At 36.5% G+C, this 19,078-nt stretch carries 13 protein-coding genes and 1 tRNA gene; 7 read left to right on the top strand and 7 right to left on the bottom strand.

What is annotated here, in order from left to right:
- Nucleotides 1-159: 159 nt before the first annotated feature.
- Genes infB through rimP form a run of 3 tightly spaced genes read right to left on the bottom strand, consistent with a single transcriptional unit; the run spans nt 160 to nt 4,877 of the window.
- Nucleotides 160-3,132 (bottom strand): translation initiation factor IF-2, encoded by a 2,973-nt coding sequence (infB, locus tag ES677_RS11045; RefSeq protein ID WP_148370488.1) that lies wholly within the window; start codon nt 3,130-3,132, stop codon nt 160-162.
- A 37-nt stretch (nt 3,133-3,169) separates the two neighbouring features.
- Nucleotides 3,170-4,402, bottom strand: coding sequence for a transcription termination factor NusA (nusA, locus tag ES677_RS11050; RefSeq protein WP_148370487.1), 1,233 nt, complete (start codon nt 4,400-4,402; stop codon nt 3,170-3,172).
- 13 nt (nt 4,403-4,415) lie between these two features.
- The gene (gene rimP / locus ES677_RS11055; protein WP_148370486.1) at nt 4,416-4,877 is read right to left on the bottom strand and encodes a ribosome assembly cofactor RimP; all 462 of its coding nucleotides are present in this window, start codon (nt 4,875-4,877) and stop codon (nt 4,416-4,418) included.
- Nucleotides 4,878-5,028: 151 nt separating this feature from the next.
- Here rimP and ES677_RS11060 point away from each other — a divergent pair, with 151 nt between their 5' ends.
- Complete coding sequence (locus ES677_RS11060; protein WP_148381268.1) at nt 5,029-5,853, top strand: universal stress protein; 825 nt, start codon at nt 5,029-5,031, stop codon at nt 5,851-5,853.
- Nucleotides 5,854-6,533: 680 nt separating this feature from the next.
- On the opposite strand, the gene ES677_RS11065 is transcribed toward ES677_RS11060, so the two are convergent.
- Nucleotides 6,534-6,606: transfer RNA gene (locus ES677_RS11065), tRNA-Gln, on the bottom strand.
- Between the two features lie 225 nt (nt 6,607-6,831).
- On the opposite strand from ES677_RS11065, the gene ES677_RS11070 reads away from it, so the two are divergent.
- Entirely contained in the window at nt 6,832-10,320 is a 3,489-nt protein-coding gene (locus tag ES677_RS11070) for a glycosyltransferase family 117 protein (RefSeq protein WP_148381269.1), read from the top strand.
- A gap of 11 nt (nt 10,321-10,331) precedes the next feature.
- Nucleotides 10,332-10,994 carry a polysaccharide deacetylase family protein gene (locus ES677_RS11075; RefSeq protein ID WP_148381270.1) on the top strand — a complete coding sequence of 221 codons (663 nt, stop codon included), beginning with the start codon at nt 10,332-10,334 and terminating at the stop codon, nt 10,992-10,994.
- Here ES677_RS11075 and ES677_RS11080 read toward each other — a convergent pair.
- The gene (locus ES677_RS11080; protein WP_148370482.1) at nt 10,987-11,283 is read right to left on the bottom strand and encodes a thioredoxin family protein; all 297 of its coding nucleotides are present in this window, start codon (nt 11,281-11,283) and stop codon (nt 10,987-10,989) included. The genes ES677_RS11075 and ES677_RS11080 overlap by 8 nt on opposite strands.
- Before the next feature lie 129 nt (nt 11,284-11,412).
- The gene (locus tag ES677_RS11085) at nt 11,413-12,654 is read right to left on the bottom strand and encodes a metallophosphoesterase (protein ID WP_148381276.1); all 1,242 of its coding nucleotides are present in this window, start codon (nt 12,652-12,654) and stop codon (nt 11,413-11,415) included.
- A 227-nt stretch (nt 12,655-12,881) separates the two neighbouring features.
- Here ES677_RS11085 and polA point away from each other — a divergent pair, with 227 nt between their 5' ends.
- The 3 genes from polA to ES677_RS11100 all read left to right on the top strand — a co-directional run bounded on the left by polA (nt 12,882) and on the right by ES677_RS11100 (nt 17,351).
- Nucleotides 12,882-15,719: a DNA polymerase I gene (polA, locus tag ES677_RS11090; protein WP_148381271.1), complete on the top strand. Its 2,838-nt coding sequence runs from the start codon at nt 12,882-12,884 to the stop codon at nt 15,717-15,719.
- Nucleotides 15,720-15,766: 47 nt separating this feature from the next.
- The gene (locus ES677_RS11095; protein WP_148381272.1) at nt 15,767-16,903 is read left to right on the top strand and encodes a tyrosine-type recombinase/integrase; all 1,137 of its coding nucleotides are present in this window, start codon (nt 15,767-15,769) and stop codon (nt 16,901-16,903) included.
- A gap of 199 nt (nt 16,904-17,102) precedes the next feature.
- Nucleotides 17,103-17,351: a hypothetical protein gene (locus tag ES677_RS11100; protein WP_148381273.1), complete on the top strand. Its 249-nt coding sequence runs from the start codon at nt 17,103-17,105 to the stop codon at nt 17,349-17,351.
- Nucleotides 17,352-17,729: 378 nt separating this feature from the next.
- Here the strand turns inward: ES677_RS11100 and ES677_RS11105 are convergent, their stop codons facing one another.
- Nucleotides 17,730-18,149 (bottom strand): winged helix-turn-helix transcriptional regulator, encoded by a 420-nt coding sequence (locus ES677_RS11105; RefSeq protein WP_148381274.1) that lies wholly within the window; start codon nt 18,147-18,149, stop codon nt 17,730-17,732.
- Nucleotides 18,150-18,237: 88 nt separating this feature from the next.
- Here ES677_RS11105 and ES677_RS11110 point away from each other — a divergent pair, with 88 nt between their 5' ends.
- On the top strand, nt 18,238-18,936 hold the full coding sequence (locus ES677_RS11110; RefSeq protein WP_148381275.1) for a hypothetical protein: 699 nt from the start codon (nt 18,238-18,240) through the stop codon (nt 18,934-18,936).
- Nucleotides 18,937-19,078: the final 142 nt, after the last annotated feature.

Raw genomic sequence — 19,078 nt, forward strand, 5'->3', positions numbered from 1 at the left:
ACCCGAAGTTTGAATACTACAGCACATCACTGTATAAGTAGCCGCTAGATTGCGCACAACGCGATTGCGTTTGTGCTATTAAAATCTGGTAACTCATAAAAGTAAAAAAGCATCTATTTTTCAATAGATGCTTTTTATTATATTTAAAAAGGTAGATGTTTATCTCAACTTCTTTTTTACTTCAACTTCGTGGAACGCTTCAATAGTATCGCCCTCTTCGATATCGTTATAATTTTTAATTTGCATACCACAATCGTATCCTTTAGCAACTTCTTTAGCGTCGTCTTTAAATCGTTTTAGAGAGGTTAAACCACCTGTGTGCATTACAACACCATCTCTTATTAAACGAATTCTTGAGTTTCTGAATATTTTACCATTCATTACCATACAACCCGCAATTGAACCTACTTTAGACACTTTAAAGATCTCTCTAATTTCGGCAGTACCCGTAATCTCCTCTTTTAATTCTGGAGATAACATTCCTTCCATTGCATCTTTAAGATCGTTGATAGCATCATAAATAATAGAATAGGTTCTAATATCCACTTCTTCACGATCTGCAATAACGCGAGCGTTACCCACTGGTCTTACATTAAATCCGATAATAATAGCATCTGAAGCAGTTGCTAATAACACATCACTCTCTGTAATGGCACCAACACCTTTATGTAAGATATTAACTTGTATTTCTTCGGTTGATAGTTTTTGGAACGAATCGGTTAAAGCTTCAACAGATCCATCAACATCACCTTTAAGAATAATATTTAATTCTTTAAACGTTCCTAAAGCAATACGTCTTCCTATTTCGGCAAGCGTTAATGTTTTAGTAGTACGTACATCTTGCTCACGTTGCAACTGCATACGTTTAGTTGCAATTTGTTTGGCTTCTCTTTCATCTGCAAAAACACTAAACTTATCTCCTGCTTGTGTAGCACCGTCTAATCCCAATATAGATACCGGTGTCGATGGTCCGGCCTCAAGAACCTCACGGCCTCTTTCGTCTTGCATAGCCTTAATCTTACCACTATTTTTACCTGCTAATACATAATCTCCAATACGAAGTGTACCGGCTTGGACTAAAATAGTAGACACGTAACCACGTCCTTTATCTAAATAAGCTTCTACGACTGTACCCACTGCTGGCTTGTTCGGGTTTGCTTTAAGTTCTAGAATCTCTGCTTCTAGTAATATTTTCTCTAATAATTCTTTAACACCAGTTCCCTGTTTAGCTGAAATATCGTGCGATTGAATTTTACCTCCCCAATCTTCAACTAAAAGGTTCATTTGTGCTAATCCTTCTTTAATTTTCTCAGGATTTGCTGTTGGCTTATCAATTTTATTAATGGCAAACACAATAGGAACTCCTGCAGCTTGAGCGTGAGCAATAGCCTCTTTAGTTTGCGGCATAATATCATCATCGGCAGCAGCTACAATAATAGCGATATCGGTAACTTGAGCTCCACGCGCACGCATTGCGGTAAAGGCCTCGTGACCTGGTGTATCTAAAAACGAGATTTTCTGTCCGTTTTCTAATTCTACACCATACGCACCAATATGCTGTGTGATTCCTCCCGATTCTCCAGCGATTACATTTTCCTTACGGATGTAATCTAATAACGATGTTTTACCATGATCTACGTGACCCATTACCGTTACAATAGGTGCTCTGGTAACCAAATCTTCCGGTTTGTCCAGAACCTCTACAATGGATTCCTCAATATCGGCAGTTACAAATACTACTTCATAACCAAACTCATCGGCTACAATAGTTAACGTTTCAGCGTCTAAACGTTGATTCATTGTTACCATCATACCTAAAGACATACATGCAGAGATAATTTTTGTTACAGGAACATCCATCATCATAGCGACCTCGCTTGCGGTTACAAACTCTGTAACTTTAAGGATTTTGCTTTCAGCTTCTAGTTGTTCAAGCGATTTTTCAGTTTGATCTCTGTGTGAATCTCTTTTATTTCTACGATATTTAGCACCTCTACCTTTGTTAGATTTACCCTGAAGTTTCTCTAAGGTTTCTCTTACTTGTTTTTTAACATCATCTTCACTAGGATCTTCTTTAACAACGGTAGTACGACGTACAGGCGTCGCTTTTTTCCCTTTAAATCTGTCGTTAGTTCTGGTATTCCCTCCTGTTGACGTTCCCGGTTTATTATCTCCTGGTTTAGAGATACGACGACGTTTCTTCTTGTTCGCGCTATCGATCTCTTTTTTATCATCTTTCTTTTTCTTAGGCTTTTTAAATTGTGAAAGATCTATTTTCTCTCCTGCAATTTTTGGCCCTGAAAGTTTCTGATATTTTGTTTTAACTGTTTCTTCAACGAGCTCGCCAGGTTTTTCAGCGTCTTCTTTTACAGCATCTACTTTAGGTGTTTCTGCTTTCGGAGTTTCTGCTTTCTTAGTGGCTTTTGGAGTGTCTACTTTTGGAGTATCTGCTTTTATAGTCTCTATTTTTTTAGCGGGTGTTGGCGTGTCTACTTTTTTAACAGTCTCCTTAGAGTCCACAGACGGCTTATCTGTCGCTTTAGGTTTTTCTGTTTTTACAGGTTCTGTTTTAGACACTGTAGTTTTAGGTTTAGCTGTCTCTGTTTTAACCTCCGGTTTTGAAGGTTCCTTTTTAGTTTCGGCGTCCACTTTAAGCGCTTCCTTTTTAGGGGCTTCAGTTTTTGGCGTTTCTACTTTAGGAGCTTCAACTTTAGGAGTCTCTACTTTTGGAGTTTCAGCTGGCTTAGATTCTTCCTTGGCCTTTTTAGGATCAAGGTCGATTTTGCCTACTTGTTTAGGGCCTGAAAGGGGTTTATTAGCTTTAACAACCTCTTGCTTTCTAGCGCGTTCTCTCTCTTCATCTTCTTTCTGCTTAGCTTCCAATTCTTTTTCACGTTTTAAACGCAAATCGTCCTTTTCTTTCTGCTTAGCTTCACTAACTTCTTGAGATTTTACTTTTTTGCTCGCATCTGTTTGAAACTCACCTGAAAGCACGTTATAAGTGTCTTGAGATATTTTCGTTGTTGGACGCTTCTCGATCTCGATACCTTTAGAATTCAAAAATTCTACGGCACGATCTAACGAGATGTTAAGCTCACGTAATACTTTATTTAATCTAATCGTTTCAGCCATAAATTGCCTTTAACCTTTAATTTTACTCAAATATATGTTAATCTTCGAATTCTTCCTTAAGAATTCTAATAACATCCAGAATTGTCTCCTCTTCCAGATCTGTTCTTTTTATTAAATCTTCAACATCTTGTTCTAATATGCTTTTCGCTGTATCCAAACCTGCTTTGCTAAATTCGGAGATGATCCAGCCTTCAATTTCATCTGAGAATTCTCTTAATTCCACATCTTCTTCTGCACCTTCTCTAAAGACATCAATTTCGTAACCTGTTAATTGGCCTGCTAAACGGATGTTGTGACCGCCACGACCAATTGCTTTACTTACCTCTTCGGGTTTTAAAATCGCTTCTGCTCTTTTATTTTCCTCGTCTATTTTAATAGATGTTACACGTGCCGGGCTTAATGCTCTCGTAATGTATAACTGTAAGTTTGTTGTATAATTAATTACATCGATATTTTCGTTTCCTAATTCGCGAACAATACCGTGAATTCTAGATCCTTTCATACCCACACAAGCGCCAACAGGATCTATTCTATCATCGTAAGAATCTACCGCAACTTTTGCTTTTTCACCTGGAATTCGCACTACATTTTGAATGGTAATTAAACCATCAAATACTTCTGGAATTTCAGCTTCAAATAATTTTTCTAAGAATTTAGGAGAAGTACGCGACATTATAATGGACGGTTTGTTCCCTTTTAATTCTACACTATCAATAATCCCTCTTACATTATCTCCTTTTCTGAAAAAATCTGAAGGAATTTGTTTTTCTTTTGGTAATATAATTTCGTTGCCCTCGTCGTCTAATAAAATAACGGCACGGTGACGAATATGGTGTACCTCTGCACTATATAAAGATCCTTCTAAATCCTTAAATTGCTTGTAGATATTAGTGTTATCGTGTTCTTGAATTTTCGAAATTAAATTTTGGCGTAATGCTAAAATAGAACGACGACCAAGATCTATTAATTTTACTTCTTCAGACACATCTTCACCTACTTCAAAATCTGGTTCAATTTTACGCGCTTCAGATAATGAAATTTCCTGGTTGGGCTCTTCCACTTCTCCGTCTGCTACCACGATTCTATTTCTCCATATTTCTAAATCTCCCTTATCTGGATTTATAATGATATCAAAATTATCATCATCTCCAAATTTCTTTTTTAAGGCATTTCTAAAAACATCTTCTAAAATAGCCATTAATGTAACACGGTCGATTAATTTATCGTCTTTAAACTCCGAAAACGATTCAATTAATGCAAGATTTTCCATAACTCTTATTGAATTAAAATTTTATCATCACTTTTGCCTCTAATATGTTATCATAGACAATATTTGCTTTTTTCTGAACGGTAACTTTACCTTTTCCTATAGGTTTAGGTTCTCTTGCTTTCCATTCTAACTCTATTGCTTCCTCTGAAGCAGAAACTAACTTTGCAGTAATCGTTTCAGTTGCTGTTCTCACCTCTATTTCGCGTCCAATATTTTTCTTGTATTGTCTTGGCAATTTTAAAGGTGTTGTTGCCCCTGCTGAAGCGACTTCTAAAGAAAAATCGTATTCTTCACTATCAATATTATGTTCGATTGCGCGGCTAACAAAGATACAATCTTCTACCTTAACGCCTTGATCTCCATCGATAATAATAGTAACCTCGTTATCTCCCGAAATGGTAAGATCTATTAGAAAAAGATCTTCTCTTTCTAATAGTCCGTTTTCTAATAATTCTTTGACTTTTGCTACAAACATTCTTAAGTATAAAAAGAGGGGACTCTCCGTCCCCTCGCTTTCTTTTTTTATTACAACGGTGCAAATATACACAATTATATTGATTTACATAATTATTGAAATATCAAATTTTATAGTTAACTTTAGAAAAACAACTAAAACAACCTCTTTTATGAAAAAAATACTTGTTCCTACCGACTTTTCACCGGAAGCAGAAAACGCATTAAAGGTGGCTGCTCAGCTCGCAAAAAAACACGATTGTGAGCTTTTACTTCTGCATCTACTAGATTTACCACTCCAACAAATTAGTGAGTTAGGCACGCCAACCGAGCTCCCAGAAGCTGTCTATTTCATGAAATTAGCTCAGAAAAAATTTGAAGATCTTTTAGAAAAAGACTATTTACAATCTCTCTCGATTACGCATACTGTTGATTTTAAAGAAATTTCTCAAGGTATTTTAGAAACGTGTAAAAAAAACAGTATTGATTTAATCATTATGGGATCTCACGGGGCAGATGGTTTAAAAGAAATGTTTATTGGATCGACCGCAGAAAAAATTGTAAGAACCTCCGATGTTCCTGTTCTTGTGATTAAAAACGAACATATTAATTTTACTATTGAAGAGTTTGTTTTTGCATCAGATTTTAAAAATGATAATAAAGACACCTACAAACAAGCCATTAAACTTGCCGAACTTTTTAATGCTAAAATCCACTTACTTATGGTGAATACTATGGGGAATTTTACAACTACCGCTACTGCCAAAGTAAGAATACGAGAATTTATTGAAGGTAATACATTCGAGAATTTTACAACTAACATCTATAATGACGAGAGCGTAGAGAAAGGCATTTTAAATTTCTCGCAAATTATTAATGCCGATTTGATTGGAATTAGCACGCACGGCCGACAAGGGATCTCGCACTTTTTAAATGGCAGTATTAGTGAGGACTTAGTGAACCACGCAAAAAGACCCGTAATTACTTTTAAGATTTAATACGACTAAGTTTACTGTCTTAACTTTTAAAAAGGCTGTTTTAAACGCTTTTTAACCATACACTCCTCATACATTATCCATAGGGTATCCATAGGGCATCCATACACCATCTATAGGGTATCGCTAAAAGGCGTAGTGAGAATTAAGAATTCATGGCTTTGGGATACGACAGCCTTTATCGCGTTGCTTTTCAAAACACCTTTACTTATCGTGCTTTTTTTTGAGTGAGGGATATAATTTAGATGTAAGGTGTTAACGCTATTTATCCTTTTCTTTTTTACGCACTCCACAGCATTCTCAAAAGCTGTGTATCTGTGTGTAGGCGTTCGAATTTCCAAATATCCCGGCAGAGCATTCATTCTAATTCTAAAGGGGCGGTGCACCCCTCCAAGGGCGCTAAAGAGTCACTAAAGCCTAGGCTTGTCGCGGTTAGCTATTCTTTTCTATTTGTCACTTTATAAGTAACCTCTCGACGGCGCTCGAAGAGACCAATCTAAACCCTTTTTTAAAATCTACTTCTTAACTCCAAGTATATGATTTGGAGTACTGTACTGTTATTCAAATAGAATTTGGATCAAAACAACATTTAGGAATGATCCCTTTTTAGCACTTCAAAAATTAAGAAAAAAAGGACTGAAAACAAAAAATCCTAATTCTATAAAAGAATTAGGATTTGTCTGTTGGCCTACTAGGGCTCGAACCTAGACTCTTCGGTACCAAAAACCGACGTGTTGCCAGTTACACCATAGGCCAGTGTTTCTAACATTGCTGCAAATTTAAGACAAACTTTTATTTACGCAAACATTTATCAATAAATTTTCATCAAAAATACATCTTTTTTTCGCCCCCTATCGTTAACCTACTCATTACAAGCATTTCATCGTGTTTTAAAGGTTCTGCGTTAAGACTCCCCAAATGATTAGTGTCTTTTTATTATTATTACTAAATTCGCCACAGTTTAATATTATAATTTAAAATATGACCTCAATCACCTTTAAAAAGTGGAACAACATTATTGGTTGGCTCGCTTTTTTAATTGCATTAATCACATACAGTTTAACTGTAGAACCTACTGTTAGTTATTGGGATGCAGGAGAATACATCTTAACCTCTGCGAAACTTCAGGTTGGCCATCCACCGGGAGCACCACTGTTCCAGATGCTTGGAGCGACCTTCTCTACCTTTGCTTTAGAGCCCTCTCAAGTAGGATTAATGATGAATATGCTAAGTGCTGTTTCTAGTGCGTTTACTATATTATTTATGTTTTGGAGTCTTACGATACTACTTCCGAAGCTAATAAAATCGGAAATCTTTACTAAAGGAACCGCTATTGCAATATTAGGAAGTGCTCTTGTGGGCAGTTTATCTTTTGCATTTACCGATTCATTCTGGTATAATGCCGTAGAAACTGAAGTGTACGCGATGGCCACTTTAATTATGGCTATTTTATTCTATTTGGGATTACGCTGGGAAATGGATATGGATAAGCCCAGAGGTAACCGCTGGTTAATACTTATCGCCTTTGTTATCGGGCTCTCGTTTGGAGTGCACTTTATGGGGCTCTTAACCATTCCTGTTTTGGGGCTGATTTATTATTTCAAAAACTACAAAACGATAACACCGCTTAATTTTATAGTTGCCAATGTAGTATCGGTGGCTATTTTGTTATTTATATTTAAACTATTAGCACCAAATATTTTACGCTTTTTTAGTGTTATAGAAATATTCTTTGTGAATACTGTAGGTTTACCATTTAACTCGGGATCTATCATTGCCGGTATTTTATTAGTAGCTGCTATTTACTTTAGTTTGCGGTATACGCGCCAGAAAAACTACGTCAATATCAACACAGGTATCTTATGTATTACGTTTGTGGTTATCGGGTTTTCAACCTGGATTATGCTCCCTATTCGTGCCAATGCCAACGTTGTTATTAATGAGAACAACCCGTCGAGTGCTAGAGAACTATTGGCGTACTATAATTTAGAACAGTATCCAGAAACGCATTTATTTTATGGGCCGTTATTTACAGAGCAATATACAGGATTAGATAAAAAGGAACCTTACATAGACGACAAACCTAAGTACGAGAAAAACGAAGCTACAGGAAAATACGTAGTGGTTAACGCGTATAAAAATGCCAAACAAAATTTCAATTCTGAACAAGCTGCCATTTTACCGCGTATGTGGAGTGGCGAAAATGCCGAGAATTATTTAATATTTACGGGGTTTTTAAATTTCGACTTAAAACCTGAATTTGTTATCGATCCGTTTTCAGAACAAAAAATAAGCACGTTCATCGTTAAATACCAAAATGGCGAATTAACTGAAACTGAATACGACCAGTTTATGTCTGTGTATGGCGATCAACTCTCAGTCTATTTAAACGAAAGCCTTAAGCAAGACGTTGCTTACATTACACAGTTTAAAAATGAAGTTGCCAAAGGCAATGTGGATTATGAAGATTACCATGTGTTCTTAAAGCAATTTGGGCAAAAATATTTAGACATCGAAAAGCCGTCGTTAGCAAGTAATATCTCTTATTTATTTCAATACCAACTAGGGTATATGTACTGGAGGTATTTTATGTGGAATTTTACCGGAAGGCAAGATGATATACAAGGGCGTTACGACAATCACGGAAACTGGTTAAGTGGTATTAATGGTTTTGATGCTTGGCTTCTTGGCCAGTCGCAAGATCATTTACCTAGTGATGTAAAAAATAACAAAGCAAGAAACACTTATTATTTCCTTCCGTTTATTTTAGGATTAATCGGCTTGTTTTTCTTATTCAATAGAGACAAGAAACTCTTTTGGATACTCTTGGTGTTTTTCCTCTTTACCGGAATAGCGATACAAGTGTACACCAACGTCAGGCCGTTTGAACCTAGAGAGCGAGACTACTCGGTCGTTGGTTCGTTTTATGTGTTTGCTATGTGGATTGGTTTTGGCGTTTTCGCAATTTTTAATGCGTTACGCACCCGTATTAATAGTCCGATGCTCGCTCCGGCAGTCACTTTAGTCTGTTTATTATTAGTCCCTACTGTTTTAATTTCTAATAACTGGGATGACCATGACCGCTCAGGAAAATACACCGCCAATTCTATGGCTAAAAAGTATTTAGATTCCTGTGGAGAAAATGGAATTCTATTCACCATTGGAGATAACGATACGTTTGCGCTCTGGTACGCTCAAGAAATTGAAGGTTATAGAACCGATGTGCGAATTATAAACACAAGTTTATTTCAGACGGATTGGTATATCGACCAGATGAAGCGTCAAGCGTACGAGAGTGAACCTATTCCATCATCATTAACGCACGACCAGTACAGATATGGCACCCGAGATTATGTAATGAAGAGCTTAAAGTACTACGATCCTAATACCGAAGAATACAAACGTACGTACAATAAAGACACGTTGTTGATTAAAGATTTTATCGCTTTTGTATCTAGCGATAATCCTAAAACAAAATACCGTAGAATTTTAGAATTACAAGGTGAAGATTTAAGCCGTTATCCTGAGCAATTAAAAAGCACCAATTACTTCCCTGTGGAAAACATAAGAGTTCCAGTAAACAAGGAGAATGTTTTAAAATATGGCATTGTAAAAGAAAAAGATGCCGATGAGATTGTACCCTATATCGATATTAAACTGGATGGCAACGCCCTTTACAAGCAGCGTTTATTAATGTTAGACATCGTGGCTAATAACGAATGGAAACGCCCTATTTACTTTACTGGTGGTGCTTTTGGAGAAGATGATTATATCTGGATGAAAGACTACTTACAGCTAGATGGTATGGTTTACAAATTAGTACCGATTAAAACGCCTGTTAAACGCGCTAACCCTTTCGATATGGGACGTGTAGATAGTGATTTTATGTATAACAAAGTAAAGAACTGGGGCTGGGGAAATAGCGGTGGTGACATTTACCACGACCCAGAGACTCGTAAAAACTCTATTTCTTACCGTGGTAATTTAGCGCGCTTAATAGAAACATTAATCAATGAAGATAAATTGGTTAAAGCTGAAGAAATCGCAGACATTGCTATGATTAATATGCCGGTTGATAAATTTGGTTATTATACCCTTTTAGAGCCTTATATTGGCGCCTATTATGTGGTTGGCGCAAAAAGCAAAGCGCAGCAGTTATTTACCGATGTTGCCGAAAAATATCAGGAAAACTTAAAGTATTACAGCGAATTAACACGAGAGAATCAAGAGAAAAATATCGTTGAAATTTATACGGATATTGAACGTTATAATGCTTTAATTAAAACGGTAATACAACACGATGAGACCTTTGCCGAAAAGGAATTTACTATTTTTAACAACTATGTAAACCTATTTAGCAGTTTATATGGCGTTGAAGAGCAGATTAATACGCCGGTAAAAGAGGAAAGAGATTTAATTTCTAGAGACAGCAGCATCCCTTTATTAGATAGTATTAAATTACCAGAATAATCAAGACACTTGTGAGACTAGTACCCGTAAAAATACCTTCCTTTATAAAACGAATTTTCCCAAACTATGTTTGGGATTTTTCGTCTCATAGTAAAGTGATTTATCTTACGTTCGACGACGGCCCTAACCCAGAGATTACGCCCTGGGTTTTGGATGTTCTAAAACGCTATAATGCTAAAGCGACTTTTTTCTGCATTGGCGACAATGTAGAAAAACACCCTGCTGTTTTTAAGCGCGTATTAAACGATGGGCACGCCATTGGCAACCACACTTATAACCATTTACGCGGTTGGAATACAGGAACTAAAAATTATATTGAAAACACTTTAAAAGCACAAAGCGCTATTGATGCTATTACACCGCACACGGCACAACCCCCGTTATTTAGACCACCTTACGGACAAATAACACCTAGGCAGAGCAAAGCCTTGAGAGCCTTAGGCTATAAAATTATTATGTGGAGTGTTATTACTTTCGATTGGGAAGATTATTTAAGCCCAGAGCAATGCCTTAATAACGCACTTAAAAACACTGCAGACGGTAATATCATTGTGTTTCATGACAGTATAAAAGCGTCTAAGAATATGATGTATGCTTTGCCAGAAGTACTCAAGCATTTTTCGGGATTAGGCTATACCTTTAAAGCCATTTCTTTTAGTAAACCCACTACATAAATTGGTGTACGATACCAATTAACGTATTCGCATCTTGTTCGCCACTGTGGCGCCATTTCATTTCACCATCTTTATAAATGATAAGTGTTGGCAAACCTTTTACTCTAAGCGCATCAGAGAGTTCTTTGTTTTTATCGACATCAATTTTTATAACTTTGGCTTTGTCACCAAGTGCCGCTGCAACATCCCTTAAAACCGGATGCATTGCCGTAGATTGTTCGTTCCATTCTGTATAAAAATCTAACAGCACCGGTATCTCGACATCTATTAATTCTCCAAATTTAGACATTTGTGTTTGTGTTCATTAAAATTTCAGATTACAATAAAATAATGTATTAAGTTACCTAATTACAATCTGTTTCGGGTTATGCGATTCTATAATTATAAAAATACACAATTTTTAATAACCGATTGCTAGTTACGTAACTTCCGTTTGTTTTTTAAGTTCGATAACGGTGATTTCTGGCCATATACCTACTCTTCCAGGATAAGCTAGATATCCAAATCCGCGGTTTACATTAATATACTGTTCTTTTTGCTTATAAATTCCTGCCCATTGGTTGTACCTCCAACTTACGGGACTCCATTTAAACCAGCCCGGAATTTCTATTCCGAATTGCATTCCGTGGGTATGTCCGCTAAGCGTTAAATGATACTGATACGCATGGTCTACCACTTTCGCCTCCCAATGCGATGGATCGTGGCTAAGCAGTATTTTAAAATCGTTAGGATCTAGTAATTCACTTGCTTTTTGTAAGTCGCCTGCTTTTTTAAAACCCCCTTTACCCCAATTCTCTACGCCCACTAGTGCAATACGTTCGCCACCGCGTTCTATAAAGCGGCTTTCGTTTAACATAATATCGAAGCCCATTTCTTTTTGAATAGCGATTAGTTCATCAAGGTTTTCTGTTTTCTTTTCTTCGGAAGACCATTCGACATAATCACCATAATCGTGATTTCCTAATACTGAGTACACGCCATCTTTAGCATGCAGCTTACCGAAGGTGTTTTTCCAAGGTTTCATTTCGGCGGCGAAGTTATTTACCAAATCACCGGTAAATAAAATAGCATCACTTTTTTGTTCGTTAATAAGGTTAACGGCGTATTCTATTTTTTCGTGATTATCGAAACTTCCGGAATGGATATCGCTAATTTGCGTTATTTTATAGCCATCGAAAGCGGCCGGTAAATCGCTAAAGGTTAAGGTATAAGTTAAGACTTTAAAATTATATTTCCCTTTATACATACCGTATAGCAATGCACCAAAAGGCAGAGCAGCTAACCCTAAGGCGATATAGCTTATAAATTTTCTACGCGACACCATAAAACTAGCATCGACTACTTTGGTACTTACAAAATAATTGTAAATAGCGTGTGGTACTCTTAAAATATCTTCACCAAAGAGAAAGAAGATTAATATTAATTTCGGTACAAAAACACTAAGCATAAACCCAAAGGCGTAACTTTTTAGGGGTGTTAAAACGCGTACGGTATCATTGGCATTTATAATCATTTGATAAAATAAATTACTAATTACCAATGTACTAATCACCCAATACAACCAGTATACCCCTTTTTTTTTGGTAATGGTTTTAACCGCTTGAAAAGCGTAATAATCTATAATTAGGTAAATGATTATAAAAATAATCCAGCGCAGCATCATAAACAGAAGTGTATTATGTGTTAAAATTAAGCGTTTTACAGTTGCGAGTCTCTTATTAAACTGTTAAAGATTTAATAGGTAATATAATTAGGCCGACCGTTACCCATTGTTTTTTAAAAAAACTAGGGTGCTAAAGACTACAGAGTCTTTTAAAATTGCCAATTAATAAAGGGTATTTAACCGCTTACTTTTTTGTAGTTTTGATGTTTTACAAACACTTTATCATGTCAGAACAAAAACGCGTTTTTTTAGTCGATGCTTATGCTTTAATTTTTAGAGGCTATTATGCTTTTATAAAAAACCCCAGAATAAATTCTAAAGGCGTGGACACGTCGGCCATTATGGGTTTTATGAATTCATTGTTAGATGTTATAAAACGCGAACGACCAGACCATTTAGCGGTGTGTTTTGACAAAGGCGGTAGTGCCGACCGTGTGGAACTTTTTGAAGCGTACAAAGCGAACCGAGACGCGACACCCGAAGCCATAAAAACAGCAATACCTTATATTATGGACATCTTAAAGGCGATGCATATACCTATAATGGTAAAAGAAGGTTTTGAGGCTGATGATGTTATTGGCACCCTCTCTAAGCAAGCAGAAAAGGAAGGATTTACGACGTTTATGGTGACCCCCGATAAAGATTTCGCGCAATTAGTAAGCGAAAACATTTTTATGTACCGGCCTGTTTTTGGTGGCGGTTATGAAACGTGGGGCATACCGGAAATACAAAAGAAATTTGAAGTTGAAGACCCGTTACAGGTGATTGACTTTTTGGGAATGATGGGTGATGCGTCTGACAATATTCCGGGGTTACCAGGGGTTGGCGAAAAAACGGCTAAGAAGTTTTTAGCCCAATATGGTAGTATGGAAAATCTTTTGGCCCATACCCACGAGCTAAAAGGTAAGATGAAGGAGAAAATTGAAGCCAATAAAGAATTGGGGATACTCTCTAAGAAACTGGCGACTATTATGCTAGATGTGCCGGTAACTTTTAATGCTAAAGATTTTGAATTATCGGCACCTAATATACCAAAGGTTACTGAGATTTTTCAGGAGTTAGAGTTTAGACGTTTAATAGATAATTTTGTTAAGACCTTTACGGTTGAAACTACCGAAAGCGGAGCTGCGACAGCGGTACCGGAATCTAAGAAAACAGCTAGTGCTAGTGACTTGGCTGGTGCCGGACAATTTAATTTATTTGGTACCGCGAGCACTTCTGCGGAAGCGCTACCCAACACTTTTTCGCGACAAACGATAGCTACGACTTCGCATTTTTACCAAAGTGTGGCACCAGGAATGGCAACGGACTTATTTATAAAGAACGTAATGGCGCAAACCTGTGTGTGTTTCGATACGGAGACCACAGGACTAAACCCGTTAACGGCGACGTTGGTGGGGATAGCATTCTCTTGGGAAGTTGGCAAAGGCTTCTATTTACCGGTACCGGCGAACCAAGAGGCAGCACAAGCGGTTGTAGAATTAATACGTCCGTTTTTTGAAGCTGAGCACATTGAAAAGGTAGGGCAGAATTTAAAATATGATATAAAAGTACTTGACAAATACGCCATAAAAGTACAGGGAAAATTATTCGATACGATGTTAGCGCATTATTTAATAAACCCGGATATGCGCCATAATATGGATGTTTTGGCCGAGACGTATTTAAATTACACCCCGGTTTCTATTACAGAACTTATAGGTAAGAAAGGCAAAAACCAGCTGTCTATGCGCGATGTGCCTTTAGAGGCACAAACGGAGTATGCGGTCGAGGATGCCGATATTACGTTACAACTAAAACAGCATTTTGAAACCGAATTAGGGAGTGCTAATATTGAGCATTTATTTAATGATATTGAGATCCCACTGCTTCGCGTTTTGGCCGCTATGGAATTGGAAGGTATTAATCTTGATGCCGATTTCTTAACGTCATTATCGGCCGATTTGGATACGGATATTAAAATTTTGGAAGCTAAAATTTATGACGTTGCTGGCGAGACTTTTAATATTGCCTCGCCTAAGCAATTGGGAATTGTTTTATTTGAAAACCTAAAACTAGTTGATAAGCCTAAGAAAACGAAAACGGGGCAATACGCGACTTCGGAAGACATTTTATCGTATTTAGCGAAAGACCACGAGATTATACAGGATATTTTGGATTATCGCGGACTATCGAAATTAAAAAGCACGTATATTGATGCGTTACCAACGCAGATAGAGCCCACTACTGGACGTGTGCATACCGATTATATGCAAACGGTTGCTGCTACCGGAAGATTGAGTAGCAATAACCCGAATTTACAGAATATTCCTATTCGTACCGAGCGCGGCCGACAAGTGCGGAAAGCGTTTATACCGCGCAATGCTGATTACATTTTATTGGCGGCCGATTATTCGCAGATTGAACTTAGAATTATTGCGGCGTTGAGTAAAGAAGAAACAATGATTACTGCTTTTAAGAACGGCGAGGATATACACGCAAGCACAGCAGCACAAGTCTTTAATGTGCCGTTAAGCGACGTTACTAGAGAACAACGAAGCAATGCTAAAACGGTTAATTTTGGAATTATTTACGGGGTTTCGGCCTTTGGACTGAGCAATCAGACTAATTTATCGCGAAGTGAAGCTAAGGAGCTTATTGAGACGTATTATGAAACCTACCCCAAGCTAAAAACGTATATGAGCGCGCAAGTAGATTTTGCACGCGACAATGGCTACGTGCAGACTGTTTTAGGGCGCCGTCGCTATCTAAAAGACATTAATTCTAGAAATGGTGTTGTGCGTGGTGGCGCCGAACGGAATGCTGTAAACGCGCCGATACAAGGGAGTGCAGCCGACATTATTAAAATCGCTATGATTGCCATTTATAATGCCTTGGAAGTAGGAAACTACAAATCTAAAATGTTGTTACAGGTACATGATGAATTGGTTTTTGATATTTACAAACCTGAATTGGAGGCTATGAAAATGCTAATTAAAACAGAGATGGAACAGGCTTTTACGTTAGAGGTTCCGTTGGACGTTGATTTGGATACTGGAATAAACTGGCTAGAAGCACATTAGGAATTAAAAATATTTTTAGGTAGATTTAGAGGTTAATCAATTTTTCTATGCAAAAACCGACCTCTATTACTCTAAAAAAGCTTCGCCTTGATGATAACAATTGTATTGCGTTACAGTTTACGCCGTGCCCCATTGTGGAACAGTACATAAAAAACTATACCGATAGCCATTGGAGCGCTTTGGAACAAAAGTATTACGTGTATTATAATAGAACAGCCTTAAACAAGTTGTTTGACTATTTAAGGTTGCAACATTTTTTTGTTGATTATAGTGATTTAAAGCCTAAAGCGACAGCGATAAAACCAACACCACTTGCTGTTAAGAAAGCGCCACCGCTCCCTGCTTTATCTGAAACGCAACTTTTAAAACTAGAGGGTTATAAAAAGTGGTTATATCAAAAACGGTTTAGTGATAATACGGTGAACACCTATTGCGAGGTCACTGCTTTTTTTTTAAGGTATTTAAGTTTAAAGCATATTACCACTATTACGACGCGAAGTGTGGAGCAGTTTAATTACGATTTTATTGTGGCTCCTAACAAGTCGATCTCGTACCAAAACCAATGCATAACTGGCATTAAGCATTATGTATCGTTTATACACGGTACTGTCGATATTATAGACATTGAGCGGCCTAGCAAAGACAAAAAGCTCCCCAATATTTTAAGCAAACACGAAGTAAAGACGCTCTTTGAAGTCACCAAAAACTTAAAGCATAAAACGTTACTTAGTTTGGTGTATTCGGCCGGATTACGCATAGGTGAAGCATTGAGCTTGCATCTAAACGATATAGACTACGGCCGCGGACTGATACATATAAAAGCCGCTAAGGGCAAAAAGGATCGCTACACTTTACTTTCTCTAAATTTGATTCCATTACTACACACTTACATTAAACATTACGATCCGCAGCACTATTTATTTGAAGGCCGCGGTGGCACGCCCTACTCGCAGGTAAGTGCTAGACAGGTTTTAAAACAATCGGTAGCCAAAACTGAAATTAAAAAATATACGACACTCCACACCTTGCGTCATAGTTTTGCCACTCATTTATTAGAAAGCGGGGTAGACTTACGCTACATACAAGAATTATTAGGACACAACAGCCCGAAGACCACAATGATATACACGCACGTATCGTCGACTAACTTAATAGAAATTAAAAACCCTTTCGACTATTTGTAAGAAAATAATAGGTTATATTTATGGCTTGATTGCTTTATTACCTCCAGTATATGGATTATAGAAAAGCTTAAAAAGCATCCATATCCAGCTATTTTGTTATAGAATAGGGTAATAAAGTGTTCATATAACTAAGTTAGCTTTAATGCATTAGCAAGTTTGCGAAATCGGAATTATAAAACAGAAAATAAAAAATAAAAAAATGGAAACAGTTAAAAGAAATTTCATAAAAAACCCATCGATAAAGAATTTGATTTTATTTACTTTATTGTGGTTTGTAGGAATATTATTATTAACATTAAGCACGACTGATTTATTTACTGAAAGTTTTTTTCAAAAAAAGTATGTTATGATTTACTTTTTAATGATAGGTTCAACAATAGCAACAGGAAAGCTTTACATTAATTATTGGAAAAATAAAAATCTGAATTCTCACTCAAATGCAGAATAAAAATCGCATCGGAATTTTTAGCTCGCTTGTGGAATCGACATCTGAATTGAAAAGCGGAATTTAGCAAATTGCGGAATTGTTTACTAGAAATCTGAATTAAAAATATTGCGGAATTTGAGCAAGTTTGCGGAATGAAAATCGAGTTAAATAGAACATAAAATGCGGAATTAAAAAGGCAATTGAAAACAGAATATTAACGAGAAATTAATTGGAAAGAAAAGCACTAAAAGCTAACACCGTGTATAATTAATTGCTGGTTATAGCTCACTTGGGAAATTCCTTCGGAATTTCGCCGTTCGTGCTTTATTTAGTAAATTCACTGCTTGAAACACACAACTAATCATACACAACAACGTTGTATGCCATTTGAGAGCAACATTATCGGAAATTGAGCAACATAGAATTATAACTATCTTGAACTGATTGAATAACATAAGACTTATCTGAATTCAAACCTTCTATATCATCTATTTTGTTAAATTCTCGCATATTAGTATCGCCCCACAAACTGAATTCAATGATTATTGGAGTTAATCGAATTCCTTTTTCTGTTAACAAATAAATATTCTCTTTTTTATTTTCAGGTATTTTTGTTCTGGATATTAATTTATAAGATTCCAATAATTTTAATCGTGCAGACAAAATACTTGGAGCAATCCTTTCGTCCGAATCTGATATTTCTTTGAACGTCTTTTTATGTTTAATTAACATATCTCGAATAATTAACAAAGACCATTTATCACCTACAATATCTAATGCAGAAGAGATTGGACAGCCAGAACGAAATTCTTTTTTCATTTTTTATAGATTATTACTATTAATTCGATAGTAACTATTACTTTTGCTTTCAATTCAATAGCAAAAATACAAAATTTAAACAAGAATTATGTTAGCAGGACATTTTACAACCGCATTAATAGCCAAACAAAAGTTCCCAAAAGGAACATTACTTTATTTTTTAATTATCTCGCAATTGCAAGATTTTTTATGGTTTGTATTCCATTACCTAGGGCTTGAACCTACCAACCCAACTGATGCTTTTGATGCTACTTTAAGTAATATGGTAGTGGATATGTTGTATAGTCACGATTTGTTACCTCAATTATTTTGGTTGGCAATTATTTTCTTAATTGGTAAATTTCTATTTAAAAGTAACAAAATAGGCTTAGTAAGTGTTGCTTTAGTATCAATCCATTTTATTTTAGATTTCTTTTCTGGTCATATGCACCACATTTTTGGGGCAGACACAATGGAGGCTGGTCTTGGATTGTATGCTTCTAACCCCTATTTAGCCATTTTAATAGAAGCCTTATTTAGTATTGGTGCTTTATGGTATTTCTTTAGAGAAGAAGCAAAAAAAGGAATTATTAGAACTACAAAAAATAGAATTGCAATCATTTCTATTTTCGCTTATGGTATAGTTTTTATGCTATTAATTGCTACAAAATCTTTTAGAGAATTATTCGGTATTCCAGAATTTGACTTAGGGTTTAACACCAATATGCCTACGCTCATTTTCACTTATGGAGCAATGCTGTATTGCTTAAATTATTTTGTTCCGAAGTTTGAGGCGAAAAAAGAATAAAAAAAAACGGCATACAATCGAGTAGACGGCTGACAATCGAATGATTGCCAGTGCGCCTCTCACACCACCGTACGTACGGGTCTCGTATACGGCGGTTCACCAAATCGAAGTTTGTATTTTGTTTATGTAATCTATCATCGGT

This window comes from Bizionia gelidisalsuginis (assembly GCF_008086185.1).
Taxonomy (GTDB): Bacteria; Bacteroidota; Bacteroidia; order Flavobacteriales; family Flavobacteriaceae; genus Bizionia; species Bizionia saleffrena.

Bases quoted from the DNA above. Each gene is read 5' to 3' on its own strand.
- rimP (WP_148370486.1), bottom strand. From the start codon at position 4,877: ATGTTTGTAGCAAAAGTCAAAGAATTATTAGAAAACGGACTATTAGAA.
- ES677_RS11105 (WP_148381274.1), bottom strand. From the start codon at position 18,149: ATGAAAAAAGAATTTCGTTCTGGCTGTCCAATCTCTTCTGCATTAGAT.
- ES677_RS11110 (WP_148381275.1), top strand. From the start codon at position 18,238: ATGTTAGCAGGACATTTTACAACCGCATTAATAGCCAAACAAAAGTTC.
- nusA (WP_148370487.1), bottom strand. From the start codon at position 4,402: ATGGAAAATCTTGCATTAATTGAATCGTTTTCGGAGTTTAAAGACGAT.
- ES677_RS11070 (WP_148381269.1), top strand. From the start codon at position 6,832: ATGACCTCAATCACCTTTAAAAAGTGGAACAACATTATTGGTTGGCTC.
- ES677_RS11060 (WP_148381268.1), top strand. From the start codon at position 5,029: ATGAAAAAAATACTTGTTCCTACCGACTTTTCACCGGAAGCAGAAAAC.
- polA (WP_148381271.1), top strand. From the start codon at position 12,882: ATGTCAGAACAAAAACGCGTTTTTTTAGTCGATGCTTATGCTTTAATT.
- infB (WP_148370488.1), bottom strand. From the start codon at position 3,132: ATGGCTGAAACGATTAGATTAAATAAAGTATTACGTGAGCTTAACATC.
- ES677_RS11095 (WP_148381272.1), top strand. From the start codon at position 15,767: ATGCAAAAACCGACCTCTATTACTCTAAAAAAGCTTCGCCTTGATGAT.
- ES677_RS11085 (WP_148381276.1), bottom strand. From the start codon at position 12,654: ATGCTGCGCTGGATTATTTTTATAATCATTTACCTAATTATAGATTAT.
- ES677_RS11100 (WP_148381273.1), top strand. From the start codon at position 17,103: ATGGAAACAGTTAAAAGAAATTTCATAAAAAACCCATCGATAAAGAAT.
- ES677_RS11080 (WP_148370482.1), bottom strand. From the start codon at position 11,283: ATGTCTAAATTTGGAGAATTAATAGATGTCGAGATACCGGTGCTGTTA.